This is a genomic window from Rhodococcus sp. WAY2 (genome assembly GCF_009859915.1).
Taxonomy (GTDB): domain Bacteria; phylum Actinomycetota; class Actinomycetes; order Mycobacteriales; family Mycobacteriaceae; genus Rhodococcus_F; species Rhodococcus_F oxybenzonivorans.
The window spans coordinates 140,982-167,434 of sequence record NZ_CP046572.1; the positions used below are offsets into that span (position 1 = coordinate 140,982).

Sequence of the window (26,453 nt, forward strand, 5' to 3'; positions counted from 1 at the left end):
TGGGTGTGCCGATGCGGGCGGTTACATTGAGCGCTATACGGTGCGGCACCAATCGGCCAGTTCTCCACGATGCTGCTGCGTCGACTTCTACGCTGTCATCACGGTTTTTGAAACGAAGTTAACTTCGCAAGGCAGTGTTCCCGAAGTTGCTGTCTCATGGTCAGGTCGAGGCTGGAGGCGAGCCGCTTTTCCACCATCCACAGCACGCGTTGGTAGAAAACTCTGGGGGGTATTCCGAACTCAGTGAAGATGTAATAGTCACCACCACCATAGCCGCTCCACCGTAGGGCAAAGTCCAACAACGCATGGTCGTAGGTATCCATCTGGCTCTCCGTGGTGTCGATCTCGGTCGGCATTAAGCCGAGAATGATGGCGACCGTGGCCTAGCCTGCTGGTCGGCGCGAACGATGTGTGGTTGCGGCGTCCCTCGAGGAGATGATCCAGTCAACTTCTCGTTGGTGGTCTTGTCCACCGTTTTCCCAGGTCCGCAGCGTCTCGCCACTGATGCCGAGGTTCAATGCCACGGCCGCGTCCCAGCAAAACTCCTACGAACCATTGCCGGGGTGTCCACTCCCAGGGGTAGGAGAACCAGGAGGGGTGTTCAGTCAGAGATGGGCAGGCCAATCCGGTACTGGATAGTCCGTACGCAACAACCGTGGCCTCACCGCTCGGCTCATCCGACCCGACGGCGGTGTCGCCTGGGCTAGTGCCACAGAAGATTACGACGACTTCGACCTTGCTGCCACCCGATGGTTCGCCACCCCGAACAGGACAGCGTCGCGGGCCATACTCGGCCGCAATGCAGGCACGGCTTTTGGACGCGAGGTGCAGCCGTTGCACAGCGGGGAGCAGTCCTCGCTGCGGGTGCTGATCTCAGCCGATTTACCGCACCGTGAACACTCGTTCCGACGGGCAGGCTCGAGGCTGTAACCCGCGCGGCAGAACCGGCCCTCCTGGCGGCGGGCGACGATTCTACCGATCTGGCCACACCGCGCCCACGCTCGCTGCTCGACCCGTTCCATTCACCGCTCACAGCACCGGCCCTCGGGTGTGCGGCGCTTGAGGAGCTTTATCGGTGCGGCGTCACTTTCGACCAGGCCTTCGAATCACGTTTCGACGCGGTTCGATACTGATCGATTCGTGTTCGACACCAACCGTTTTACGGATCTGCTGGTTGACGACCTCGGGTTCGATCAGGTCGTCGGCGTGCAGCCGAGGATGTCACAGAGCGCGACCAGCATATCCATGCTCAGCCGTTGTGGAGGCTGGGTCACCAGCCGATAGACCTGTTCTCGGGACAAGGTGATGCCACGCTCGGCGAGCAACGGCAACAGATTCGAGGTCTGGAACATCTGCTGGTCAGCCATCAAATCCCGAAGCCTCCAGCGGTAACCCATCTTCTTGTTCACCACTTCACATCCCAGTCGGTGCCGAGCCGGCCCTTCAATGAAGCACCAGCATCTGATTGCGGAATTCGTTAGACACACCGGTACAGATCGCGGTCGCCGCCGCATGCGAGTGCCCCACCTGCTCCTGGGAGAACCTGGCGGGATAGCCGATTACGACGCAGATCGACCAGGTCGAGCTTCGAGGCCTCGGTACGCCGCAGGGCCGAACGCATACACCATCCGATACGTGGACCACCCCCGAAAAGAACCGCGCCGCGGTCGATTTGTCGAGTCAAGCCTATGAGGCACCAGCAAGCGGCAGAACACCATGAAACCGACGTAATCGATTGCCGCACTGAGGATCGTTCAAGGAGACCGGTGCGAAGCTGCCCGGGGGGCTCGAGTGCTCAACCGCCAGCCGAGCAGGGCATCGCCAGGCAAGTCGATGAGGGAGAGGCGCGCCCGGGGCGACTTGACTGGTACGCCCAGCCATCTACCGTCGTTCGGTTAGTCGGTGATCACCTTGACCACGACCTTCCCTTTGTTCTCGCCGGCGAGACTGCGGTTGAGAGTATGTCTCGCATGCTCCAGACCGTCGACCACGGTCTCCGCGGAGCGCAGCGTGCCGGCACTGAGAGCCAGCGACAGCTGTCCAATGATTTCTGCGTACCGATCCACGTGATCGAAAACGATGAACCCTCGCAAAGTTGCCCGCTGCATAAGCAGCTGACTGACATTACGTAGGCCGCGTTGGGCGTTGTCTCCATTATAGTCGTTGTACTCGGAAACCAACCCGCAGAGCGTGATTCGTGCCCCAATGTTCAGTCGGCCGAAAACGTGGTCCATGATCTCGCCGCCAACATTTTCGAAGTCCACGTCGATACCTTCAGGTGTGGCGTCGTCGAGTTGCTTCTGCCAGTCACCAGCATGTCGGTCAATACAAGCGTCGAACCCCAACTCCTCCACCAGGTAACGACATTTCTCGGCGCCACCTGCGATACCGACCACTCGGGCACCCCGACGCTTTGCGAGCTGACCTGCAATAGAGCCCACTGCTCCGGCCGCGGCGGATACGAAAAAAGTCTCTCCCGGTCGAGGATCACCGAACTCAACGCCGAGGTACGCCGATATTCCGGTGTGGCCCATGACTCCGACGAACGCGGGGAGGGGGGCCGGTAGCGGATCGGGTAGGACTGTGAATGACATGTCTTCAGTCGCTGCATCAGCTACGCAATAGTCCTGCCAGCCAGTCAATCCCACAACAAACGAGCCGACAGGAAGATCGTCACGTCGGCTGGCGACGACCCGTCCCACACCGGCCCCGCGCATGACGGCGTTCAATTCGACCGGGGGGATATAGGAACGCATCGCGCTCATCCACACACGATTTGTGGGGTCGACCGATAAGTAGTGCGTTCGGATCAGCGCTTGCCCATCAAGGATATCGGCAACCGGCTCTTCCAACCATTCTAAATTTTCGGCGGTTACTTCCCCCTCCGGACGACTCCGCAATCGGTAGAGCCGGTTGGTCAAAGTACTCATCACATCTCCTTAAGGGGCGCATAAATGCCAAAGCGGAATGCCTCTCGAGCCCGCCGGAATGCGGCTTCGCGGGCACTCTGTCCAGTCGCTCATTGGGCCGACCACCCTGAGATTAGACTCACAGTTGATCATAGTCAACACACTGTCCACAGTGTGGTGGAGACTCGGCGCGCCTGTCGCCGAATAGTGTCGACACACTGTTGACTATCACCGACATGACGGGCATTCTTTAAGGCTACGGCGGCTGGCACATCAGTCGTCGCCAGAGCCCACCAAGGAGGCGACTGTGAGTACACAAGCGGAGAATCGCAAGGTAGTAGATGGTTTTTGGGGCGACCTCGATAGCGGGCCGCCGACCGGGAAAGAGCTGGAGTCTTGGAAAGACTGGTTCGCGGAAGATGCTGTTTGGGAGATGCCGTTCGCCCCCGAGCCGCTCGCGAAATCGGTCCCCGGACGCCAACTCATCGGCCACTTCATCGACTGGTTCTTCAAGTCCGTGCCCGACCTGAAGATCGACTCGCTGGTTGTGCACGACACGACAGATCCCGAGCTGTTTGTGCTCGAGCTACACGGAGAGGCGACCGTGACGCAGAACGGAAACGTGTACGCGAACACCTACTGCACACACATGCGAATCAGAGGCGGCAAGGTGGTCTTGATTCGCGAGTACTTCGATCCAAATATCGTCGAACAAGCCTTCGGCGTCGAAGTCATTGCCGAAGGTATGTCCCAGGTGATGGCAGCCGCAGGCCTGGAGGTAAGCAAGTGAAGCTCATCCCGGAATTTTCGTACACCGCAGAACTCGCTGCGCCGCAGGTCGTCGGTCCTGGGCCGTACGGCGTGCGGCAGGTCCTCCCCGTTACCGGCGGCACTGTAACGGGCGATCGACTGAGCGGTACAGCAGCCATCGGCGGCGGTGACTGGCTCCTGGCTGGAGATGACGGATTCGGGCGGCTGGATGTGCGCGCTCAGTTCAATACCGACGACGGTGCCGTCATCTACATGAGCTACCAGGGCCTGGTTGAGGTGACCGAAGCTGCGGCAGCCGCCTTGACCGGCGGGGACTCGAGCACGAACTTCGGCGACCACTACTTTGTCACCACTCCGCGCCTCGAGTGCGGGGACGCTAGGTACGGCTGGGTCAACCAGACTATCTTCGTGGGACAAGGGCGAATTACACCCGGACCCGTCATCGAGTTTCAGGTCTTTCGCGTAGGCCTGCAGTAGGAGGAACCGGGACTGCAGCCGGCGGGCCGCACATCACATGTAAGTGTGAGGTGCGGCCCGCCGCTTTCGCGCGAAGTTGGAAGGCGTGGCATAGACCGCCAAGCAAGCCACGCAGCCCGTTAGCGAATCCGAGCCGCGGACATATTCGCTACCGATCCGCTTGCCGGTTCAGGTCTTTCGTTGTGGCTCCCCCGAGGGCCGTTATCCGCGAGGAGTTGCAGAAGCTGGCCAAGGAACTCGCGTTCGCCGATGGCTGTCTCGGCGTGTTCTCGCCGGTGCTCGGGAAGCGGACGCTGCACGAGCGTTCCGGCCATCTGAGCAAATTCAGCGCGTCACTGCAGCACTACTCGAACGTTATGCAGGCCGCCTCCCGTTCTGGCTCTCTCCCATCCACATCACAGTCCTGCCCGTCTGCCCCGAGCAGGACGGAGCAGCGCGCACTCTCGCCGACAAGGCTCGCCACCGTGGACTTCGCAGCCGAGTCGACCACGACGGATCATTGGGAGCGCGCGTTCGAAGCGCCCGCAAGGCGAGAGACCACCTGATCGCCGCCATAGGCCAACCTAGATCGTGCAGAACAGCGTTCAGATCACAGACATCGCCAGCGGGATTCGCACCCAGGTCGCTCAGGGACACCTTCTCGAGCTGATGGATGACGCCTACCTCAACCGCCGAACAGCCCTCGACTGGTCGATCTGAAGGGGCGCAAAGTCGCTCGGCGGTACCGGGCGTTCGATCGCGAGACGCCAGCCCAGCCACCTCTGCGTCAGAGCTGACACCGAATCACTCGTAGTGCCGGATCTGAGGCGGGATGCTTATGCGCGTCAGCAACTTAAGCACTACAGACACGAGTCCCGTCAGTGACCCACAGCAGCGCCCCGTTGTCGGAAGAAGGCCGACGCCGACTCGTCGAAAGCTGCCGCACGCACCCAATCACCCACGTCGCCAACGAAATGGGCAGCTTCCGCACCCGTCACCAGTTCATCCGGTCCTACACCCACGACACAACGGCAAGGTAGAGCGCTACAACCGGATTCTCCGCGAGGGATTCCTCTACGCCCGCGACTGGATCAGCGAAATTCAACGATCAGAGGCCGTCGTCGTATGGAACGTCCGCTATCGCTACCGTCGACCCCACGCTTCAGATCGCCTAGCGCAGCAACTTGGACAACCCTTCCGCGAAGCCAGTAATAGCACGCTTTCCCTCATCCACCACGCCGGCTAGTAGAAAGAAGCTGTGAGGCATGCCCGCATACTCGCGCTGGACGACTGCAACGCCCGAAGCCTGCAATTTAGATGCATATCGACTGGCATCATCTGAGACTGGGTCAATCTCTGCGTTGACGATGAGCGCAGGCGGGGCGTTGTTCAGATTCGTACTGAACAACGGCGAGACTTCCGGCGACTCCCGAAGCCCCACGTCGGGCACGTACTGATCGATACACCATTCGAGTGCGGCACGCGTAAGAAGAGGCGCCGACCCGTATCGGTTCACGGAGTCACTACTCAGAGTCAGATCTAGCACTGGGCACAGAAGTCCCTGCGCCTTGACCGACGCACCGTCTGTACGTGCGCTGAGAGTCGCTGCGGTCGCCGCTGCGAGCATCCCCCCAGAGGAGTCTCCAGCAACCGCCAGCGCCTCGCCGTCAATTCTCAGCTCATCAGAACGATCGGCTACCCAGCAAAAGGACTCGATCGCATCTGCGTGAGCGCTCGGATAAGTGTTTTCGGGCGCAAGGCGATACGCCACCGAGATCACACGGAGAGCGCCCTGGACGCTCAACTCGCGACACAGTCGGTCATGAGACTCCAGGCTGCCCCTGACGAAACCGCCACCGTGGAAGTACACGACACCCGGCACTGCTGTGGTCGCGCCTTTCGGAGAGTAACTCCGGGCCTTCACTACCCTTCCGCGGAGGGGAATCTCTAAGTCCCTCACGTCGCAATGTGGATTGAGATCACCCGCCAAGCCGATCAACTTTTCGCCGACCGCCCTGTACGCGGCGATGGGTACTTCCCATGGCTGCGCCGGCGGATTCGTTGATAGGGACGCCAGCAACTCGAGTACCTGAGGGTGCAGATTACTCATGAATGTCCTGCATAGATGTTCGTCGCGGCACCTACGGGCTCTCGTAGCGGACTCACCAGTCGTCTCCTGTCAGAGCTGCTGTCAGATGCGTACGACCCTCGACTAGTCGGGTCACACGCCGGTGTATCAACTCTGCACTTAGCGTTGGCGTTCGTCAACATTGTGTCGAGTAATGCGCAGCGGCGGTCGTCTGGCACTGGCCCGCGCCCGGCTATCGCCACTCTGAGCTGCCGCTTCTTCATTAACCGACATAGTGTTGACTCTTCTCGACTGTGAGTCTAATCTCAAAAATGTCCGAGCCGTGACGCCACTCATCACCACGGCAAGCAACGAAAGGGACCCTCATGGTCACGAAGTCCGATGTCGACCAGATTCAACCGACGACAAACCGAGACGGCGAGAGCTACGTCTCCCACCGCAGCGATGTGCATTTCAACATGACCGGCGACTTCATGACCGGTGTAGATTTCTGGATTCATGCGACCGGTGAAACCACCAATGGCCAGCTGATCATCATCGAGACCAACTGGGTCCGCGGAACCGAGCCGGTCTGGCACATCCATCACCGCGAAGAGGAAGGCTTCTTCGTGATGGACGGTGAGATCAAGATCCACACCGAAGCCGGGTCCTACAATGCCGGCGCGGGTCAATTCGTCTGGGGGCGCAAGGATCAGCGGCATACCTACGAGGTAGTCGGAGAAGAGGCGAGGATCCTCGTGATCTTCGTTCCGGGTCCCGAGAGCAGCGGATTCGAGCCTGGCGGCGGCATCGACAAGTACTTCTACGAAGCGCGCGATCGCGAATTGCGCACTCCGGAGCAGCTAGCCGCAGAGGTCGAGAATCTCAAGACGAACTATGGCTTGGAGATGTTCCCAGAGTTGCCGCACCCTCGGGACGCCAAAGCCTAAGCGGCCACAAACAATCAACTCGCCTCTTCGTGACTATGGAGTTTCTGTGACTACAAACGATGTCCATCTAGCAACGGTGCCGCACTGGATCGCTGGCGCCCCCTCCGGCTCGACGAACGGGCGGAGGTCGGAGGTTGTCGATCCAGCCACGGGTCACGTATTGAGGCTTGTTGAGCTGGGGGGCGCTGCTGTCGTCGACGCGGCTGTGACCAGCGCCCGGAGCGCTGCGGGGGCCTGGGCTTCGACCCCGGCCCCCGTCCGCGCGACCACTCTCCACCGCTTCCGCGCCCTGATGCTCGAACACAGTGAAGAGCTTGCATCGATCATCACCTCGGAGCAGGGGAAAACCCTCGCAGACGCGAGAGGGGAGGTCGCCCGTTCTGTCGAAGCTGTCGAAGTTGCGATATCGGTAGTGCAGCACCTCAAAGGTGAGTACGCAGAACAGGTCTCCAGAGGAGTCGACACATACTCGTTCCGCCAGCCACTCGGAGTGTGTGCTGGTATCACCCCATTCAACTTCCCCATCATGGTGCCGGTGTCAATGTTCGCGGCCGCGATCGCCTGCGGTAACTCGTTCGTGCTCAAACCAAGCGAGAGAGTGCCATCCGCCTCGGTGCGGCTGGCGCAACTGCTCGCCGAAGCCGAGCTACCCGACGGTGTCTTCAACGTCGTGCACGGTGGCGTTGACGCGGTGAACGCGTTGATCGAACACCCGGACGTCGCTGCCGTTTCCTTCGTGGGCTCCACCCCGGTTGCGCGTGAGATCTACAGCCGTTCCGCCGCTGCCGGCAAGAAGGTTCAGGCACTGGGTGGTGCGAACAACCATATGGTCGTCATGCCTGACGCCGACCTGGACGCAGCGGCGGATGCTCTGGCGTCAGCTGCATACGGCGCCGCCGGTCAGCGATGCATGGCCGTGCCCATCGCGGTAGCGGTGGGGGAAGTCGCGGACGAGCTAGTTGCCAAGACCGCTGAGCGGGCCACAGCCTTCCGTACCGGACCGGGGAATGTCGAAGGCACCGACATGGGGCCGCTCATCTCAGAGGTCGCCATCGAACGAGTCAGAGGTGCGTTGGAGGCGGCACCTAGCCAAGGAGCAAACGTCGTTGTAGACGGCCGGGTCAACATAGCGTCCGGAGCCGGCTATTTCATCGGTCCGAGCTTAGTCGACAACGTAAGCGTCGACAGCGACCTCTATCAGAAGGAGGTGTTCGGACCGATTCTGAGTGTGGTCCGCGTCGATGATCTCGACGAAGCACTTCGCATTGTGAACGCCAGCCCGTATGGCAATGGTGCGACCATCTTCACCGCAAGTGGAGTGGCCGGTCGCCGGTTCGCTCACAGCGTCCAGGCCGGAAGCGTCGGGATCAACGTTCCCATTCCAGTTCCGATCTCTTGGTTCGGATTCGGAGGTTGGGGCGACTCGCGATTTGGCGATGATGGGCTCAACTACGATGCATATCGCTTCTATACCAAGTCCAAGGTAGTCACCCAACGTTGGACTGAACCCCGAATGGGCGTGTCTCCTCATTTCGTCGCCGCGAGGCATCAATGACGATGATCGACCGCTCCCCATCCTCGCCTTCCGACGATGCTCGGGAAGAAGGCACTCCGCGGCTGGATCATGTGGGGATACTTGTCCGCGACCTCGAGTTGGCCACCACACGTTGGCAGAGCAGATTCAACGTCAGCATCGCGCATACTTTCGAGGCACCATCTCTCGCCATCCGCGCGACGTTTCTCGCCGTAGCCTCGGCCAATATCGAGCTATACACCATCGACGATCCAAAGGTTCTCGATCTCGCACTGGGCCGAGCCTCGGCGAAGCTCGACCACATTGCGTTGCGGTTCGACGGAAACGCGAGAGAGCTCGATCTCGCTGGATGCACGATCCGCGGGCCCGGACGACCGGACCCGATCGGAGCTCCTTTCCTCATCGCCGACTCAGAGCATGTATGGACCGAGCCACCTGGAATCGACGTACTGCTACAGCTCATAACCCCGACCGAAAGCACACCATAGCGCCGCGAGCGCTGCCTCCCGAATGCCTTCCACCATTTGTGAATGTGGGGTGAGGAACCGGGACCAGAACTGCACCGCGAGTTGGCATTTCAATGTACACAACCGGCCACCCGGTACGCGAACGACCGGGAAGCACAACCAATCCGATTCACACTCACAAGAGGAGAGACCAATGGGACGCATGGACGGAAAGGTCGCCCTGGTAACAGGTGCGGCACGTGGAATGGGACGGGCGCACGCAATCCGGCTCGCTGAGGAGGGCGCCAATATCCTCGCTATCGACTGTCCGCCGGACACCGGGCTCCCGTATCCGACCGGATCAGCTGACGACCTCCAGATCACAGTCAAAGAGGTAGAAGCACTGGGACGACGAATCATTGCACACGAGGGAGATGTCCGGAAGCAGTCGTCGCTCGACAAACTGGTTGCTGAGGGCGTAAAGGCATTCGGTGGTCTGGACGTTGCGGTCGCCAACGCCGGAATCTGGACCGTACACCCGTTCCACGATATCCCTGAAGACGAGTTCACAGGTGTTCTGGACGTCAATATCACCGGAGTGTGGCGCACCTTGAAGGCGGTGTCACCGGCGATCAAGGAACGGGGCGGCGGTTCAATCATCGTTACCTCATCCGGCAACGGCGTGGAGGGATCACCCCATTACGCCCACTATGTCGCGTCGAAGCACGGCGTTATAGGGCTGGCGAAAAGCGCTGCGCTCGAGTTTGGTCAGTACGGTATCCGAGTCAATATCCTGCTCCCAGGGCCGACCGACACTCCAGCCCTCGACTGGCAGGGCGGATATGACCTCTGTGCAGGTAAAGGCCCCGGTCAGGGTGTGAAAGAAGACCTTGAAGGCGCGAAGTACTGGTCTACCCTTCGCGATGTCGGGTTGCTCCCACCACGCGCCATGAGCGAAGCGGTGCTGTGGCTCGCGTCCGACGAGTCTCGTTGGACCACCGGACTCGAGATGCACGTTGACGGTGGCCATATGCTTATGCCAGGACTGAATATGGCAAAGATGGCCGCCGATCAACCACAGTAACAACTCGACGTACCGTCGACTGGAAGAGACGCACTTCCTGAAGGCCCGGAGTTTCCATGCGAGACAAAGCTGAATAGCACAAATCGATCGCAGCGAACCGGTTGTTTAACCAGTTCGCTGCGATTGCACTGAACGACCCGAACTAATCGCTCTTCGAACGCCCTCTCCATTCCAAACCAAATACCGTTCTGAGCCACACGGTGGTGACCGTCTCAACCATGTCTTCGGTGCGAATTGCATTCTCGCTTCGCATGCTCATAAGTCCCAGGTTTCGTTCACCCATCCACATTAGCGCTGCCGCCAGTGAACGAGCCGGTGGTCCATCAATAGCCACACCCGTGGCTCTGTCGCGCTCGATCGCAGCGGCCGCGGCATCGATAAAGCGACCCAGTATTTTGTCCCACTGGGCCTGCAGAGTGGGTTCGGCCGCTGCTGCATCACCGACCTCGCGGAGTACGTGTCCATGCCGCTCCCACACGACCATGACCTCCGACACTGCATGCTCAATGGCAGCCTCCGGAGAAATTCCAGGAGGTCGCTCGAAGATCATCGATGATGCAGTGAACACATCGGCAGTCACACTCGAGAGAAGCGCCGAGAGAACCTGCCATTTAGATTCGAAATAGAAATAGAAGGATGAACGCGACAACCCCGCCCTCTTGGCAAGGTCGTCGATCGAAACGTTTCGTAACGGCTCGGTGCGCAGAATCTCATAAGCACCCTCGAGGATTGCTTGCTCGCGCATGTCACCCTTGAGATTGCGCCTACCAGTCCGCGGTTCGGATGCGTTGAGACCGTTTGAGAACGAAGTCGCCATGGCTACAGAGTAGGCTAGTTCAACCTGCAAATGTAGCCGGGGGCACGACGTCCGCACACGATATGCACCGCAGCATCGCCCGAGACGGCCTCTCGGATTGCACGGCAGTTCGGTAAAACAATCGGGGCGAATTTCCAGGCCCGTCTTGACCACGTTGGCATGCCGATCCGACTTAATGTTCATGTAGCAAGTCGACGAGTGGTGCGAAATCGGTGACGCGGCACCCATTGCGCGATTCGACCCACGTCAGCCCGTGAGCCTTGCGTGCAGGGCTCATTGCCTGCGCGAGCGTCACCTCATCGACGGCACAGCGCCAAGTCGACCCTCCTCTCCATTGCGTAGGCAAACATCTGGCTAAGTGTCTCGACTGCACGTTGATCATACTCGACACATCGTTTATATTGTACGTACGTGAACCGCGACGGGCAATGTTCATCGGCACGCCGGCGAAACCCGCTCGCGGGGTATCTCGTAACTCGTAATTCAGGTCGGTTCGCTCACTTGCGCGACGGTCGCTCACGTCCCGAAGCGCCGGCGCATCCGTAGCCTCCTGACGCCACGCCAATCCAGGAGAAGTCGTTCGATGTCATCAAATCTCGCAAACAATCTCGTCGAGACTGCTCGGCAACTAGGCGATCGACCCGCGATCCGGCTTGATGAAACCACCTTGAATTACTCAGAGTTCCACCGTGCCGCTGCGGCAGTGGCGGGCGACCTGCATTCGCGAGGTATTCGATCCGGCGATCGGGTCGGCATCGTACTGCCGAACGTCCCAGCGTTTCCGATCATCTTCTACGGGATTCTGATGGCGGGCGCCGTCGCAGTTCCGATCAACCCCATGCTCAAGGACCGGGAGATCACATATTACTTGGAAGACTCTGGGATGGCTCTCATCTATGGCTCTCGATCTCGCGGGGATCTGGTTGCGAAAGCCGCACTAGCAAAAGGGATTACCGCTCTATTGGTCAACGACCGTGGTCCGAGTGACGCTGATCTGACCGGGAACCCGATCGATGAACCCGTGGAGCGCAGCCGCGACGACACCGCAGTTCTTCTCTATACGTCTGGGACGACGGGAAGTCCTAAGGGAGCGGAACTCACTCACGAGAATATGTCGACCAATGCTTCGACGACTGCCGAGACTCTGATTCAAACCGGGTCCAATGACGTCATCTTGGGGTGTTTGCCACTGTTCCACGTGTTCGGCCTGACCTGTGGACTGAATGCCGCGGTGAAGTCAGGAGCCCTCCTCACACTGATCCCCAAGTTCGATGCGGAATCGGCCCTGCGTGTTCTGATTCGAGATGAGGTTACAGTCCTCGAAGGGGTCCCCACCATGTACTCCGCGATGCTCAACTCTCCCGACGCCGACTCCGCCGAGCTATCCCATCTCCGCTGCTGCATCGTAGGGGGAGCGCCGATGCCTGTCGAGGTTCTCAAAGCGTTCGAACGGAGATTCGAATGCGAGATATACGAGGGGTACGGACTTTCTGAAACCGCACCCATTGCTTGCTTCAACCAGCCCGGATACCCGCGCAAAGCTGGCACGATCGGGATTCCCGTGCGCGGATGCACGCTCCGACTAGTCGACGACGACGACAACGAAATTGTCGGCTGTGATGAGGCAGGAGAAATCCAAATCCGCGGTGAGAACGTGATGAAGGGATACTGGGCTCGTCCGGCTGCCACCGCGGAGGCCATAAGCGACGGCTGGTTCCGCACAGGCGACATCGCCACACGAGACAGCGATGGCTACTACAGCATCATCGATCGAAAAAAGGACATCATTATTCGCGGCGGCTACAACGTGTACCCACGCGAAGTGGAAGAGGTTCTGTACGAGCATCCAGCTGTTGCCGAGGCAGCTGTTGTAGGTATCAAACACACGCACCTCGGGGAACAAATCGGAGCGGCCGTATCACTCAAACGCGGAGCGCACGTCGAGCCGACTGAGATAATCGAGTTCGTTCGCGCCAGGCTCGCCGCGTACAAGTACCCCCGGCAAATTTGGTTTGTACCCAGCCTCCCAAAAGGACCGACCGGCAAAATTCTCCGCAGGCAAGTTGAGCCGCCCGCCGTGGGCTGACTCTTCACAACTCCGAACGGGTGGTGAGTTTGCCGACTGATCAACCGCACACCCTTCCGCGCCACACGAACGGATCGACCGCAGCTGCGGGTCAGTATGGCGGGACGGGGTGGCGTGCGGTGTCCCCGCGAGTCGAGCTGCGCCGCGCGCCGCCCTGAATCGTTCTTTTGACCTGCTGGTCTTGGCGATCCTTATCGACGAAAGCCGGGGATCAAACCCGCAGCTTCAACGTCCTGTCGGCCTTTCAGTCCTGACGATATCGAGGTGCGGCATCGGCTAACTCTGCGCGGGTCGAAGTTGGGACGAGTAACTTCGAGTGGGCAAACAATCGACACGGTTCGGCAATCCGAGGGCCTTCATGATGGAGTTTGATCCCTTCGCTACCCGTCCGGATGTGGCCGCTTCGGTCGTCGCGGACTTGGCGGCGGCTGGGTTCGCCGACGCCGCGGAGATCGGCCGCGGAGGGTTCGGGGTCGTGTACCGCTGTCGGCAGACTGCGCTCGATCGCACCGTGGCCGTGAAGGTGTTGACCGGGGACCTCGACGAGGACAGCCGTGCGCGATTTCTGCGTGAGCAGCGTGCCGCGGGCCGCTTGACCGGCCATCCCAACGTCGTCAACGTCCTGCAGGTCGGGGTAACTGAGAACGACCGGCCTTTTATCGTCATGCCCTTCTACACCCATGACTCCCTCGATGCCCGCATCCGAAGACGGGGTCCGCTGACGCTGGAGGACGTGCTGCGCGTGGGCGTCAAGATCGCCGGTGCCCTCGAAGCCGCGCACGGCCTCGGCATCCTCCATCGCGACGTCAAGCCGGCCAATATCTTGCTCACCGATTACGGTGAACCCGCATTAGCCGACTTCGGGATCGCGCACATTTCGGGCGGATTCGAAACCACCGCCGGAGTGGTGACCGGATCGCCGGCTTTCACGGCTCCGGAGATCGTCGCTGGAGGTGCCGCGAGTCCGGCCGCCGATGTGTACGGTCTGGGCGCGACCGTGTTCGCCGCCGTTACCGGGCACGCCGCGTTCGAGCGCCGGAGTGGTGAGCAACTGGTCGCCCAGTTCGTCCGGATCACCACCGCGCCGACGCCGGACCCGAGAGAGCACGGCATCGCCGACGATGTCAGCACCGTGATCGAGGCCGCGATGGCAAATGATCCTGCCGGTCGCCCATCCGTTGGGGAACTGGGCCAGCAGCTGCGGCGCCTGCAACACGAGCACGGCTTTCCGGTCGACGACATTGCCGGCCGCACGTTTCACGACGAAACCGACAACAGCGCCCCCAGTCACACGCCACCAACGCAACCATCCCACGATGATGCGCCACGAGCCCCGCATCCGGGCCGCACCGGGGCGCTGCCGCTGGAGTTGACCAGCTTCATCGACCGTCGGGAGGAGACGGCGAAGGTCGCTAGCTTGCTGTCGACGGCCCGCATGGTGACCTTGACCGGGATGGGAGGGGTGGGCAAGACCCGACTGGCGCTGCGAGTCGCAGATCGAACGCAATCGCGTTTCGCTGATGGTGTGTTCCTGATCGAGCTGGCCGAGCTGCGCGACGACTCGCTTGTCGTCAACATGGTGGCGGATGCGCTGGGTCTCCGAGACCGAGCTGCGAGGCCACTTCTCGAGGTCCTCACGGAATTCCTTGCCCCGCACGAAGTGTTACTCGTTCTGGACAATTGCGAGCAGGTGGTCGACGCGGTCGCGAAACTCTCCGAAGCGCTGCTCCGCACCAGCCCGGGCCTGCGGATGCTGCTGACCAGCCGGGAGCCGATCGGTATCAGCGGCGAAATAGCGCTACCGATCGCCCCGCTTCCGGTACCCGACGCCGACCATCTGCCGAGACGATTGCCCGGCAACGACGCGTTGGCACTGTTCGCCGAGCGGGGCGCCGCGGTCATGCCTGGCTTTGAGGTCACCGACGACAACAAGGTGACCGTCGCCCGGATATGCCAGCGCCTCGACGGCCTGCCGTTGGCGATCGAGCTGGCCGCGGCGCGACTTCGGGCGATCTCCCCAGAGGAGATTCTGCAGCGACTCACCGACCGCTACCGGTTCCTGACTCGCGGACGCAGAGACGCCCCGTCACGGCAACAGACCCTGCGGATGTGCATCGACTGGAGCTATGACCTGTGCACACCCCTGGAACAACTGATGTGGGCTCGCCTTTCCATGTTCGCAGGTAGCTTCGAACTCGCTGCGGCCGAGCAGATCTTCGGGCAGGACCTGACCGTTGACGATTTCCTGGACACCGTCACCTTTCTCGTCGACAAGTCGATTCTCAATCGAGAGCAGTCGGCTCCGGTCGCTCGGTTCCGGATGCTCGAGACGGTGCGCGACTACGGTCGGGAGAAGGTCCGTGCCGGCGCCGACTACTCCGAGCTGCGCACCCGATACAAAAATTGGTACGTGCAGCTGGCCTCGGACGCCGAAGCTGATTGGGTCGGTCCGCGGCAACTCGAGTGGCTTAGCCGATTGGTCGCCGAACTGCCGAATTTACGACAGGCACACGAGTTCTGTGTCTCCGAAGACCCCGAGTCCGGGCTTGGCATGGCCGCAGCGCTGTTCCCTCTCTGGTTATCGCGCGGTTTGTTGACCGAGGGACGGCGCTGGATCGATCGACTATTAACTCTGTCGCCCCGCACCGTGGGCGTTGACCGCGCCAAGGCAATACTCTGGGCCAGCGTGATGGCGGGAGTGCAGGGCGACCTGCAGGCATCGATCACCCTGATCCAGGAAGGACGGGCACTCGCCGATCGATCGGCCGATCCTCTGCTGCAGGCGCACATCGACCTTGCCGAAGGTCACCGGGCCCTGTACGGCGGCGACGTCGAGTACGCACGAATCCATTTCGAAGCCGCACGACCGACCTACGCCGCCGTGCCGAGTGCACTTGCCCTCCACATCCTCTTGTTGCAGGGTCTTGGGTTCGCGTACGAGTTGCTCGATCACACCGAGCGCGCCATCGCATGTTACGAGAGTGCACTCGCGGTCACCGAGGAGCGCGGCGAAGCAGTGCATCGGTCGTATTTGCTGTGGGCCCTGGCCGTGGTGGTGTGGCGACACGCCAATACCGAACGCGCGAACGAGCTACTCCAACAAGCGCTCCGCACTGCTCGGAAAGTCAATGAGCGGCTCGTCATCAGCATCTGCCTACAGGCACTCGCGTGGATCGCGACCGAGGAAGGTGCTTTCGAACGAGCCGTGGTGTTGACCTCAGCTGCCGAAAACCTGAGCAGTGCCATGGGGAGTTCCCCGATGTTCGTGTCCGGGTTGGTCCAGTACCGCGAGAGATGTGAACGGGATACACGGAGGGCGCTGAGCGAAAAGGTATTTGCTGCAGCTCAGAGAAAAGGGAACAAGTTGGGAGTGGAGTCCGCGGTCGCCTACGCACTCGGTGAGCAAAGTCCGGCGTCATACACACCGACCACTGGCCAGGCCGGACCGACCAAGCGGGAGCGTGAGGTCGCCGAGCTGGTCGCCGAGGGGTTGACCAATAGAGAGATAGCGTCCCGCTTGACGATCTCTGTGCGTACCGCACAGGGGCACATCGAACACCTTCTTGCCAAGTTGGGCTTCACCTCGCGTGCCCAGATCGCTGCATGGGTAGTGGAATCACGGCGAACCATGCCCTGACACACTGTGGTACGGACGCTCGGGTCGCGCCATGCGGGCTCGATCCAGGCCAGCGCCTCTTGCCGAATCGACCAGGATGTCAATGGGTGAACCGGTCGATGAGCCATTGCACAGCGGTCGGATTGTCGAGGAGAAGCCCGGCCCCATGCCCCGCGACCCCGAGCTGCGGTAGCAGCGGAGGCGTGTCGAGGTGTGCCACGGTTACGTCGGCGCCCGCCCCACGCCAGGCGTTCTCCAAGCCGTAGGTGTCCGCGGCGGGGGTGACGTCGTCGTTGACGTTCTGAGCGAGGAGAACGGGATCAGCGGGGGCTGGTGTCCCCAGATTGAAACTGTCGAGAACGGCCCGGATCGCGGGATTGGCTTGCAGTTCGTCGATGATGGGTCGGCCGCTGACCGTCAACGAACTGGTGGGCTGATAGGCATGGAGTAGGGCGTTCACGTTGCATTCGGTTGCGGTGCGGTGCAGGAAATCGATCCCGTCGGAGTTCAGCATCGTGATGACGGCGTCCGTGAATTCCGGGTGGCTGGCCAGCAGACCGTTGAGGAAGAACCCGATTACATCGGTGAGCGCTTTACCGTCGACGTTCGACAGGGTAGAGGCGACGTTCGCGGGCGGTGCGCCGACAACGGTGCCCGCGAGGTTGAGATCGGGAGCGTAGCTGCGGGCGAGTTGGGCGGCGCCACCGGCTGCCGAGCCGCCTTGTCAGTATCCCCAAATTCCCACCGGCGCCTGCGGTGTCGCCACGCCGAAGCGAATGGCGGCGCGTGTTGCGTCAAGCACGGCGTGCGCTTCGGGTACCGGTTGCAGGTACGTGTGTGCGCCCGGGGTACCGAGCCCCTCATAGTCGGTGACCACGACAGTGATGCCGCGTGCCAGCAGCGACACGACGTCGAGAATGTATAAGTTGGGCATCGGTGTTCCGGCACCATCGGTAGTGATGCCGTCGGCGATCAATTTCGAGGGGGCGCAATTGTCGCCCGCGCCGATGGTGCCGAACGTATAGCTGACGAGGGGGCGTGGCCCGGACCCCGACCACGCCGCGGTCGGCTCCAGAATCGTTCCGGTGACCGCGACCGGCGCGCCAACGGTGTCGGAGGAGAGATACATGATTCGGGTGGCGGACGCGGCCGGTACCAGGACCGCCAATGGCGAACCACCCAGCGGGCGGAAGGGTTCGCTGCGGATCAGATCCCCACTGTTACCGGCGGGCAACGGATTCGGTGGAAGATAGAAATCCGCTGCGGTTGCAGCGTTTAGTGGTTCGGCCACCACTTGTCCAGCCGACCCGAACATGGCCACCGCAGCGAGCGTGACTGCCACGGCGGTCACGGCGCGAAAACGACGACGATTCATCCGAACCCTCCTAGGGGTATTGGTGATGCGGATCACAACTCTGGCATGGCTCGATACGGACCGAAACCCCCGAATGGGGGGTGCGGAGAACATCTGCTGCAGGCGATGCGCCGCGGCTCCAGGCATGCCGTGAAGTCAACGTTCTCTGGTAGCTCGGAGACGAGTTGGCAACGCAGCATGAGCATTCCGCGGCGTTCGCAGCTACCGAGCAATGTTCGCATCGATCCGGGTTACCCGACGTGATTCTTGGCCACATCTGAATCCAGTGCTGACATTTGGGTGAGGAAGTCGTGGTGGTCGTAGTACACGGTGTAGTTCTTCACCCGGCCTTCGGCGAGTGTCCAGAATTCTCCCAGGGTGATGTCGAGGGACCGCCCCGTCGGTGGAATGCTCGAGCCGTCCGGCAGCGGGAGGTCTTCCGTGTGCGTCCCGGTCACGTGCAGTTCGAAGGCGATCTCGTTGCCATCGACCACGACGCGGCGTGGTCGATGGCGAAGATCGGGAAAGGTCGCGAAGAACCCGGCCATCCAGAGGCAGACATAGGGGGCACCGACCTGGGTGAATCCTGGAGCGACAATCTCGCATTCGGGGTCGAGCATTGATTCGACCCGGTCGAAATCGTGCGCGTCGACGCACGCGAAGAAATTGTGTATGAAATCGGCAGTGACAGCGGTGGTGTCGATAGACATCGAGTCAGATCCTTCTTTGTTGAACACGGTGATGTGTTGATGGATGGGGTTCACAGACGGGAGGGACACTCTCGCCACGACGATCGAACATGTTTCCCGGTTTCCAGCGCTCAGTCGAACACGATCACCGGTTTTATTACGGAACCCGCGGCGGCTGCCGCGAGCGCCTCGTTGATTTCCGGCAGTGTGTAGGTCTCGATCAGTTTGTCGAAGGGGAACTGTCCGTTCTTCCACAGGTCGACCAACTGTGGGATGAACTGGTGGGGGTCGACGTCGCCTTCGATGACCCCGGTGAGTGTGCGACCGAGTAGAAGATGGCCTTGGTCGATCACGATGTCGTTTTCGAGGCCTTGTAGTCCGAGGGTGGCGCAGATGCCTGGGGATCGCAGCACTGCCAGCGCCTGTTGCACGACGGACTCGAGCCCTACGGCGTCGACGCTGAAATCGACACCGTTGGCGCTGATGTCGGTGACCGCCCACGCGAGGTCGTCGATCGCATTGGGGTCGAGGGTGTGGGTGGCGCCGAGCTCGGTCGCCAAATTCAGACGTTCCGGGTTCGGATCGATCGCGATGATGGGTGTGCAGCCGAGCGCTTTGGCCGCCATGAGAGCGCTGAGCCCGACCGCGCCGAGACCGAACACCGCAATGCTCTGCCCGGGTTTTGGCCGCAGGACACTCATTACGGTGCCGGCCCCGGTCTGCAAGCTGCAGCCGAGCGGCCCCAGCAGGTGTAGGGGCAAGGATTCGTCGACCTTGACGGCGTTGCGTACGCTCGCGACGGCATGGGTTCCGAACGAGGATTGGCCGAACCAGTTGCCGTGGACCGGTTCGCCGTCACGGCTCATCGTGGTCGAGCCGTCCAGGCGTGTGCCGAAGTAGTTCAGCGCCGCGAACAACTCACAGTAGGCCGGCCGCCCCGAGGTGCATTGAGTGCATGTTCGGCAGGAGTCGAAACTGACCACGACGTGGTCTCCGGGTACGAGGGTCGTCACCTCGGCCCCGACCTCTTCGACGATCCCGGATGCTTCGTGTCCGACCACCGCAGGCAAGGGCAGGGGAACACCACCGCGCAGAGCGGTGAGGTCCGTGTGACAGATCCCGACGCCGGCGACGCGGATCCGAATCTCGTCCTCGGCGAGCGGTCCGATCTGCACGTCGACAACCGTGAGCTTCTCGTCCGGCGCCTCGAACAGCGCGACACGTGCGTGGCTCATCGGTCCACCGCCGTCGGGACCGCGGGCAGGACGAGGTCGTACACCTTGCGGTCGAGGGACCGCGAGAGGTCGACGTGGACGAACTTCTCCTCGGTGTACTCGTCGAGCGCGTGAGGCCCGAGTTCGCGGCCGTTCCCGCTCTGTTTGTAACCGCCGAAGGGGTAGAGAACGTTGACCATATGCCAGTCGTTGATCCAGACGGTGCCCGACTCGATTCGCGCCGCGACGTCGAGTGCCGCTTCGAGGTCTTCGCTCCACACCCCGGCCGACAATCCGTACTCGGAGTCGTTGGCGATCGCGACGGCTTCGTCGACGGTGCGGTACTTCAGAACCGACAGGACGGGACCGAAGATCTCCTCACGGGCGATGCGCATGTCGGGTGTGACGTCTGTGAAGATCGTCGGGCGCACCCAGTGCCCTTGCTCGAATTGCGTTCCGGTGGGGGGTTCGCCGCCGAACGCGAGGGTTGCGCCCTCCTTCTGGCCGATTTCGATGTAGTCGAGGATCCGTGCGTGTTGCTCGGCGGAGATGATCGGGCCGATGTCGGTGTCGAACTCCGACGGGTCGCCGACCTTGATGGTCGCCGCCCGCTGAACCAGGCGGTCGACGACTTCGTCGTGCAGGCTCTCGGGCAGCAGCAACCGGGTTCCCGATTCGCATGCCTGACCGGCGTAGAGGAAGCAGGCGAAGAGTGCCCCGTCGACCGCGGAGTCGATATCGGCGTCGGCGAGCACGATGTTCGGTCCCTTGCCGCCGAGTTCGAGGGTGACCTTCTTGATGTTCTCCGCGGCGAGCTTGCTGACCTCCCTGCCGACCGCCGTCGACCCGGTGAAGGCGATTTTGCGTACGTCCGGGTGTGCGGCGAGGCGGGCACCGACCTCTTCGCCGGCACCGGTGACGATGTTGAGCACGCCTTTCGGCAGCCCGGCTCGTTCTGCGGACTTGGCCAGTTCGAGCAAGGTAAGGGGCGTCTTTTCATCGGGCTTGAGCACGATGGTGTTGCCGGCCGCCAGGGCAGGACCGAGTTTCCACACAGCAAGCAGCAGCGGGAAGTTCCACGGCACGATGCCGCCGACCACACCGATCGGTTCACGGCGCACGATCCCGGATGCCAGTGTGGGGTAGGACAATTGCGGTCCTGACCGCTCGAATTCGTAGGTGCGGGCCAAGTCGGCGAAGTACTGCAGGTGCGAGATCGAATACCCGACGTGGAAGGCCATTGCCTGGCGGACGGTGACGCCGTTCTCCTTGACGTGCAGAGCGACCAGGTCCTCCATGCGCTCGGACAGGTCGGCGACAATTGCCGACAAGATGTCGGCGCGTTCGTCCGGCGTCTTCGAGCGCCACTCGCCCCGGGCGTGGGCGGCTTTGGCGGCGGCGACCGCCTGGTCGAGGTCCTCGACGGAGCCTCGGGCGACGGTGGCGACCAGTTCGCCGTTCGCGGGGTCGATGATGTCGAACGTGCGGGCGGTATCGACCCAATGACCGTCGATGAACTGGGTGTAGTGCGGTATGGCTGTCATGGTTGGGTTGTCCTTGCTCGAGGCCGGGTGATCAGCTGTGCTGGGCGTCTTTCTCGGCGACCAGGTTCTTGTAGATCGGGAACAGCGGCTTGGAGATCGGAATCAGCTTGAGGATCTTCGACACCGGGCCCTTGGCCTTGACCTGGCCCTTGGCCAACCCCACCGCCACGTTGTACTCACCGCGCCAGAACTTGTTGCCGTTGTCGGCGGACATCGCCAACCGGACATCCGGGATGAGGTCGTTTTCGCCTTCGATCACCTCGATGCCTTCTGGCTTCAGTGCGACGGTGAGCGACGAATCGGGGTTGGTGTAGTCGAGTCGGAGGATGAGGTCGGCGTCCTTGAGCGCCGGGCCGGCGGTCGGTTCGTCGTTGGCTGCGCGGAAGACTCCACCCAGGTAGCGGTAGACCTCGGTGGCGTCGGTGAAGTAGCTCATGGTGTTATCCCTTTCGGATGGGGGTCTGTGGTTGGTGCTTGTCCGGATTGGACTCAGACCGATCGGCTGCGGCCCGCCCAATGGGGTGCGCGCAGTTCGCGTTTGAGGATCTTTCCTGTCGCGTTACGCGGCAGGCTCGGAACGATGTCGATGGTGCGGGGTCGCTTGTACCCGGCCAGATGAGCGGCGCAGAAGTCGAGCAGTTTGTTTTCGTCGATGTCGGCGCCGCTGTTCGCGACCACGACCGCGTGGACCACTTCCCCCCACTTGTCGTCGGGAACGCCGAAGACGGCGACTTCCGCGACATCGGGGAACTCGTTGATCACGCGCTCCACCTCGGCGGGGTAGATGTTCTCACCGCCGGAGATGATGACGTCCTTGACCCGGTCTTCGACGTAGTAGAACCCATCGGAGTCCCGTCGGCCGGCGTCGCCGGTCTTGAACCACTCGCCATCGAAGCTGGCGGCGGTGTCCGCATCGTGCTGCCAGTAACCCGCCATCACCTGCGGTCCGCGGATCTGAAATTCCCCGACCTCGCCGACGGGCACCTCGTCCCCGCTGACTGGGTCCACGACCCGGACCTCGGCACCCTCGATTGGCTGGCCTGCCGAGCGGAGGCGTTCGGGCCGGGCAGGATCGCGGTGGTCCCGCGGCCCGAGTACGCAGAACACTCCAGATGCTTCGGTCATGCCGTAGACCTGGTAGAAGTCGACATCGAAGGTGCTCATCGCCTCTCGCAGGAGGGGTTCGGGCATGGGTGATCCGCCGTATCCGAGGCAGCGCAGCGAGGAGAACTCCCGTGCGGACACACCCGGGACCTGCAGGAAGAACCGGATGACGGCGGGGACGAAGAACGCGTGGGTGACCGAGTGGCGGGTGATCTGATCCAGAACCATCGCGGGAACGACCTCACGTACGAGGACCGTCTCCGCGCCCTGCGACATCGCGGCCAGTGCCCAGCTGGTGCCGCCCACATGAAACAGCGGCATGGCCACCATATTCACGCTGTCTCGGGTGAAGCCGAAAGCCGCGCTGGCCGCAATGCTGTGCGCGCCCACGGAGCGGTGCGTCAGCATGGCACCCTTTGGGTGCCCGGTGGTGCCGGAGGTGTAGAGCTGCAGGAAGCAATCCTCCGGAAGGGCTGAATGAGCGATGTGGCGTGGCGGCGCCTGGTCGAGCCACGCCTCGTATTCGTCCGCCTCACCACCGAGGACGATGATGGTGCGCACATGGTCGAGGTTCGGCTTGATCGTCTCGACGACATCGACGAATTCGGCGCCGAGGATCAGCAGTTCGGCCTGGCTGTCGTTGATGACGTAAGTCAATTCGGACGGTGCGAGGCGGAAGTTCAGTACCGCGTTGGCCGTTCCGGCCAAGGCGCACGCGAGTGTCGTCTCGATGCTGGCCGGGTGATTCTTGTCCAGGAACGCGACCCGGTCACCCGGTGCCAGCCCGAGTGCCGACTGCGCTGCGGCGTTACGCCGCACACGGTCCGACAATTGTTGCCATGTCCACGACTCGTCCCCGAATCGCAGGGCGACTCGGGTGGGATCCTGCGATACCCAGTAGGTGATCGGGTCGAAGACATGGTGGATGGGTGAAGCCATCAGGCACCTCTCGAGGGAAGTTGTTCAGTCCGTTTCGTCCGACTCAACTAGTGACCGTACGCACGGTCAGTAAAGCAGAAGCGTGACGTACAGCACAAGGGGTCACCGAAGAAGTTGGGCGAAAAATCCGAATATGGAGAGCTCTCCCCACCGGGGCTACCCAGTCGGGTGCTGTGCCGAGTGCCCAGTGGGGACACTTATCGGAAGGAATAGGACTTCTATTTGAATAATTATTGCTGCGCAATAAGATTCGGCTGGCGTGCGCGCTGAGCGCCGGGTCGAATGGGCACGCATATGCGCGGCCGCCTGACTACTCATGGCACTGGTATTCAGCGACCTGACCCGGCGTAGAAGTACCGCGTGGCCGGAGAGAGTCTCTACACGGATGGGCCCAGCACCGAGTGGTGACCGATGCCCCTTTTCCCGCTACGTGCCTGGCGGGCGTGGTCCACCGTTCTCGTGACGCGAGCGTTGGTCTCGCCGCGACGCGGTGTAGCGGTCAGGATGCGGCGAGCCCGCTGCCGGATTCGGCGGACGCTTCGAGCAGGCACTGCCGCGCGGTCTGGGCAGCCAGACCCTTCGGATCCGCCAACGCCGGCAGTGCTGTGCGACGGACCAGGAGGCTGCCCAGCACGAGATCGACCAGTGCTGCCCCGACCTCTTCGGCGGATTCGTCACCGCTCGGGTCGAACCAGGTGTAGGCCCATTGCGCGGATCCGAACATCAGCAGGGACTGAATCCGCAGATCCGTTTTTCGAAGCCGTCCCGAGGCGATTCCGGCTTCGATCACGTCACGCACCAGCTGGATGTATTCGGCGCGTAGTTCGAGTCCCTCGGTGTCGATATCGAGCGCTGCCAGGCGCATGACCTCGCGCTGGAACGCGATGGTGGCGTCGCGGTCGTGCTCTTGGTAAAGGATGAACGCGAACAGCAGTCCTGCGAGTTGCTGCTCGGGATGGTCGAGTTTGCTGATCAGCAACTTCGCTTCGGTGAGGCGGCGGCGCATGTAGGACGTGTGCAGGGCGGCGAGCAGGCGATCCTTGGTGCCGTAATGATGGACGATGGTGCCCTTGGAGATCGACAACTCGTTGGCGATATCGCTCAGGTTCGTCCCGTCGTAACCGAACTGCGCGACGTTGTGCGTGAAGACCTGGAGGATCTCGTTGGCTTTACCGGCCAGCCGGGTACCGGCCTTTGCCATCGCGCTACCTCCACCTCGTTCGCGGTCCTGATCGTGCAGTCAGTCTAAGCGCCGTGTGATCACTCGTGGATCCGGCGCACCGTCACAGCGATGGTCGGATGCGAGAATGAATGTTGGAATCGCCTCACCGTCGGCAAATTCGGTGATGCGCAACCGCACCGGTGCGCATACCGGGACGTCGGACGCGGTGGCGACGTCGAGGATGCGGCTGGCAATCCACGGTCCTTCTCGGAGCTCGACCAGCGCAAGGACGGTGGGCTCGGGCACACTCGCGTGGTCGACGACTGCGGACACCACCACCCCGTCACCAGTGGAGCCGACCCACGTGAGCTCGTCGCTGTGGCACGAGCTGCAGCTGAGGGTGTCGGGTCGGCCGATATGCCGGCAACGGGTGCATGACCGCAAAATCAACCTGCCCTCCCGGAGGGCATCGAAGTACGGTGCCGAGGTCTCGTCCCGGACGGCGGGAAATGTCATCGTGTTCCTTCTCCGTTGCTGGTGTTCACGCCGAGCTGGTGGCGAGAACCAGGGTGCCGTGGTGGTCGAGAATGCCGCCGTTGCCGCTGACGATGGCGGTGGCGTGCTCACGGACCTGCCGTCGGCCCCCTTCTCCTCGCAGTTGCGTGAGGGCTTCCATCAACGGGGTCATGCCCCACAGATAGAACGACGACAGTTGCCCGCCGCCGGTGTTGGTGGGCAGGGTGCCGCCGGGGGCGAGTGCCCCGCTGGCGGCTAGTTCCCCGGCTTCGCCCTTACCGCAGAATCCGTAGTCCTCGAGCGTCACCAGGAGGGTGTAGGTGTAGCAATCGTAGATTTCCCGCAGATCAATGTCGTCGACGGTCATTCCGGCCATCTTCAACGCCGCCGGCCCGGATACGGCGGCGCCGGTCACGAGGCCGAAATCGCTGTCACGTTCGAGGACGTACCCCGGGTGGGCTTGGCCCCACCCGCGGACGTAGACCGGGGTATTCGGTAGATCCCGTGCCCGCTCCGGGGTGGTCACCACGACTGCGGCACCACCGTTGGAGACGAGGCAGCAGTCGAGCAGATGTAGCGGTTCGACCACCCATCGAGATTGGTGGTACTCGTCCAGGGTCAACGGTGTTCGCATCTGGGCCACCGGATTGTCGAGGGCCCACGCCCGCTGAGACACCGCCACGGCGCCGAGGTGGGAGGAGGTGAGGCCGTAGTGGTCCATGTAGCGGCGAGCCGCCAGAGCGTAGCGGTGATTGACGCTGGTGAACCCGGCTGCGGTCTCCGCGCTGCGGAACCCCGTCGCAGTCAGGGAGCTTGCCCGGTAAGCGTGCGCTCCGCCGGTGTCCTGCTTCTTGGGGTCGTCGGCGAAAACGCACACCACTACCTCCGCTTCGCCGGACAGCACCGCCTTCGAGGCCTGGGCGATCATGATGGCGGCCGAGGCGCCGAATGCATTGATCTCGCTGAGCAGCCGCAGATTTCCGAGCCCCAGGGTGCGGGCGAGGGTCAGGTTGAGATCGGTTCCCGTGCGGGCGTTGACGAGGAGCCCGTCGATGTCGCCGAGGGACAGTCCGGCATCGGCGACAGCCAACCGGACCGCCTCCGCGGCGAAACCACGCGCGGTCTTCCCGTACACCTTGCCCACCTCGGTGAGCCCGTATCCGACGATGGTGGCGTTGCGCTCTGGCATGGCCC

The 26,453-nt window shown here is 62.0% G+C and carries 22 protein-coding genes and 4 pseudogenes; 12 read left to right on the forward strand and 14 right to left on the reverse strand.

Annotation, left to right across the window (positions count from 1 at the left end; all coding sequences use genetic code 11):
- Window positions 1-98: 98 nt before the first annotated feature.
- Entirely contained in the window at window positions 99-356 is a 258-nt protein-coding gene (locus tag GFS60_RS00655; RefSeq protein WP_236603334.1) for a hypothetical protein, read from the reverse strand.
- 310 nt (window positions 357-666) lie between these two features.
- Here GFS60_RS00655 and GFS60_RS40265 point away from each other — a divergent pair.
- Window positions 667-930: pseudogene (locus tag GFS60_RS40265) on the forward strand (aromatic-ring hydroxylase C-terminal domain-containing protein); the annotation flags it as partial.
- 153 nt (window positions 931-1,083) lie between these two features.
- Here the strand turns inward: GFS60_RS40265 and GFS60_RS00660 are convergent.
- Window positions 1,084-1,409, reverse strand: a pseudogene (locus GFS60_RS00660) (helix-turn-helix domain-containing protein).
- Between the two features lie 486 nt (window positions 1,410-1,895).
- On the reverse strand, window positions 1,896-2,930 hold the full coding sequence (locus GFS60_RS00665; RefSeq protein ID WP_109325597.1) for an NADP-dependent oxidoreductase: 1,035 nt from the start codon (window positions 2,928-2,930) through the stop codon (window positions 1,896-1,898).
- Between the two features lie 286 nt (window positions 2,931-3,216).
- Here GFS60_RS00665 and GFS60_RS00670 point away from each other — a divergent pair, with 286 nt between their 5' ends.
- From GFS60_RS00670 to GFS60_RS00685, 5 genes and pseudogenes are all read left to right on the forward strand, one after another.
- Window positions 3,217-3,699: a nuclear transport factor 2 family protein gene (locus GFS60_RS00670; RefSeq protein WP_159918544.1), complete on the forward strand. Its 483-nt coding sequence runs from the start codon at window positions 3,217-3,219 to the stop codon at window positions 3,697-3,699.
- Entirely contained in the window at window positions 3,696-4,157 is a 462-nt protein-coding gene (locus GFS60_RS00675) for a DUF3237 domain-containing protein (protein ID WP_159918545.1), read from the forward strand. The genes GFS60_RS00670 and GFS60_RS00675 overlap by 4 nt, the downstream gene beginning before the upstream one ends.
- Before the next feature lie 182 nt (window positions 4,158-4,339).
- Window positions 4,340-4,702: a hypothetical protein gene (locus tag GFS60_RS00680; RefSeq protein ID WP_159918546.1), complete on the forward strand. Its 363-nt coding sequence runs from the start codon at window positions 4,340-4,342 to the stop codon at window positions 4,700-4,702.
- Window positions 4,703-4,727: 25 nt separating this feature from the next.
- Complete coding sequence (locus tag GFS60_RS39870) at window positions 4,728-4,856, forward strand: hypothetical protein (RefSeq protein WP_268962528.1); 129 nt, start codon at window positions 4,728-4,730, stop codon at window positions 4,854-4,856.
- Window positions 4,857-5,128: 272 nt separating this feature from the next.
- A pseudogene (locus GFS60_RS00685) lies at window positions 5,129-5,301 on the forward strand (integrase core domain-containing protein); the annotation flags it as partial.
- 6 nt (window positions 5,302-5,307) lie between these two features.
- Here GFS60_RS00685 and GFS60_RS00690 read toward each other — a convergent pair.
- On the reverse strand, window positions 5,308-6,246 hold the full coding sequence (locus tag GFS60_RS00690) for an alpha/beta hydrolase (protein WP_159918547.1): 939 nt from the start codon (window positions 6,244-6,246) through the stop codon (window positions 5,308-5,310).
- A gap of 344 nt (window positions 6,247-6,590) precedes the next feature.
- On the opposite strand from GFS60_RS00690, the gene GFS60_RS00695 reads away from it, so the two are divergent.
- The 4 genes from GFS60_RS00695 (at window position 6,591) to GFS60_RS00710 (ending at window position 10,218) form a co-directional block, all read left to right on the forward strand.
- Window positions 6,591-7,154: a cupin domain-containing protein gene (locus GFS60_RS00695; protein WP_109325606.1), complete on the forward strand. Its 564-nt coding sequence runs from the start codon at window positions 6,591-6,593 to the stop codon at window positions 7,152-7,154.
- A gap of 46 nt (window positions 7,155-7,200) precedes the next feature.
- Window positions 7,201-8,709, forward strand: coding sequence for a CoA-acylating methylmalonate-semialdehyde dehydrogenase (locus GFS60_RS00700; protein ID WP_159918548.1), 1,509 nt, complete (start codon window positions 7,201-7,203; stop codon window positions 8,707-8,709).
- On the forward strand, window positions 8,706-9,176 hold the full coding sequence (locus GFS60_RS00705; RefSeq protein WP_236603335.1) for a hypothetical protein: 471 nt from the start codon (window positions 8,706-8,708) through the stop codon (window positions 9,174-9,176). The genes GFS60_RS00700 and GFS60_RS00705 overlap by 4 nt, the downstream gene beginning before the upstream one ends.
- A gap of 172 nt (window positions 9,177-9,348) precedes the next feature.
- Window positions 9,349-10,218 carry a mycofactocin-coupled SDR family oxidoreductase gene (locus GFS60_RS00710; RefSeq protein WP_201453488.1) on the forward strand — a complete coding sequence of 290 codons (870 nt, stop codon included), beginning with the start codon at window positions 9,349-9,351 and terminating at the stop codon, window positions 10,216-10,218.
- A 142-nt stretch (window positions 10,219-10,360) separates the two neighbouring features.
- On the opposite strand, the gene GFS60_RS00715 is transcribed toward GFS60_RS00710, so the two are convergent.
- Window positions 10,361-11,035, reverse strand: coding sequence for a TetR/AcrR family transcriptional regulator (locus GFS60_RS00715; protein WP_109325610.1), 675 nt, complete (start codon window positions 11,033-11,035; stop codon window positions 10,361-10,363).
- Window positions 11,036-11,618: 583 nt separating this feature from the next.
- On the opposite strand from GFS60_RS00715, the gene GFS60_RS00720 reads away from it, so the two are divergent.
- Both GFS60_RS00720 and GFS60_RS00725 read left to right on the forward strand, forming a co-directional pair.
- Window positions 11,619-13,121, forward strand: a complete 1,503-nt coding sequence (locus GFS60_RS00720) for a long-chain-fatty-acid--CoA ligase (protein ID WP_159918549.1) — start codon at window positions 11,619-11,621, stop codon at window positions 13,119-13,121.
- Between the two features lie 358 nt (window positions 13,122-13,479).
- Complete coding sequence (locus GFS60_RS00725; protein WP_159918550.1) at window positions 13,480-16,758, forward strand: protein kinase domain-containing protein; 3,279 nt, start codon at window positions 13,480-13,482, stop codon at window positions 16,756-16,758.
- A gap of 79 nt (window positions 16,759-16,837) precedes the next feature.
- Here the strand turns inward: GFS60_RS00725 and GFS60_RS40090 are convergent.
- The 9 genes and pseudogenes from GFS60_RS40090 to GFS60_RS00770 form a co-directional block, all read right to left on the reverse strand.
- Window positions 16,838-18,238 (reverse strand): annotated as a pseudogene (locus tag GFS60_RS40090) (lipase family protein).
- A 104-nt stretch (window positions 18,239-18,342) separates the two neighbouring features.
- Window positions 18,343-18,801 (reverse strand): ester cyclase, encoded by a 459-nt coding sequence (locus GFS60_RS00735; RefSeq protein WP_159918551.1) that lies wholly within the window; start codon window positions 18,799-18,801, stop codon window positions 18,343-18,345.
- A gap of 110 nt (window positions 18,802-18,911) precedes the next feature.
- Entirely contained in the window at window positions 18,912-20,015 is a 1,104-nt protein-coding gene (locus tag GFS60_RS00740) for an NAD(P)-dependent alcohol dehydrogenase (RefSeq protein WP_159918552.1), read from the reverse strand.
- On the reverse strand, window positions 20,012-21,538 hold the full coding sequence (locus tag GFS60_RS00745) for an aldehyde dehydrogenase family protein (protein ID WP_159918553.1): 1,527 nt from the start codon (window positions 21,536-21,538) through the stop codon (window positions 20,012-20,014). Before GFS60_RS00745 ends, GFS60_RS00740 begins: the two co-directional genes overlap by 4 nt.
- A 31-nt stretch (window positions 21,539-21,569) precedes the next feature.
- Window positions 21,570-21,974: an SCP2 sterol-binding domain-containing protein gene (locus GFS60_RS00750; protein ID WP_159918554.1), complete on the reverse strand. Its 405-nt coding sequence runs from the start codon at window positions 21,972-21,974 to the stop codon at window positions 21,570-21,572.
- Between the two features lie 53 nt (window positions 21,975-22,027).
- On the reverse strand, window positions 22,028-23,581 hold the full coding sequence (locus GFS60_RS00755) for a long-chain-fatty-acid--CoA ligase (RefSeq protein WP_159918555.1): 1,554 nt from the start codon (window positions 23,579-23,581) through the stop codon (window positions 22,028-22,030).
- Between the two features lie 499 nt (window positions 23,582-24,080).
- Window positions 24,081-24,782 carry a TetR/AcrR family transcriptional regulator gene (locus GFS60_RS00760; protein ID WP_159918556.1) on the reverse strand — a complete coding sequence of 234 codons (702 nt, stop codon included), beginning with the start codon at window positions 24,780-24,782 and terminating at the stop codon, window positions 24,081-24,083.
- A gap of 39 nt (window positions 24,783-24,821) precedes the next feature.
- On the reverse strand, window positions 24,822-25,259 hold the full coding sequence (locus GFS60_RS00765) for a Zn-ribbon domain-containing OB-fold protein (protein WP_159918557.1): 438 nt from the start codon (window positions 25,257-25,259) through the stop codon (window positions 24,822-24,824).
- A gap of 25 nt (window positions 25,260-25,284) precedes the next feature.
- Window positions 25,285-26,448, reverse strand: coding sequence for a thiolase family protein (locus tag GFS60_RS00770; RefSeq protein ID WP_159918558.1), 1,164 nt, complete (start codon window positions 26,446-26,448; stop codon window positions 25,285-25,287).
- Window positions 26,449-26,453: the final 5 nt, after the last annotated feature.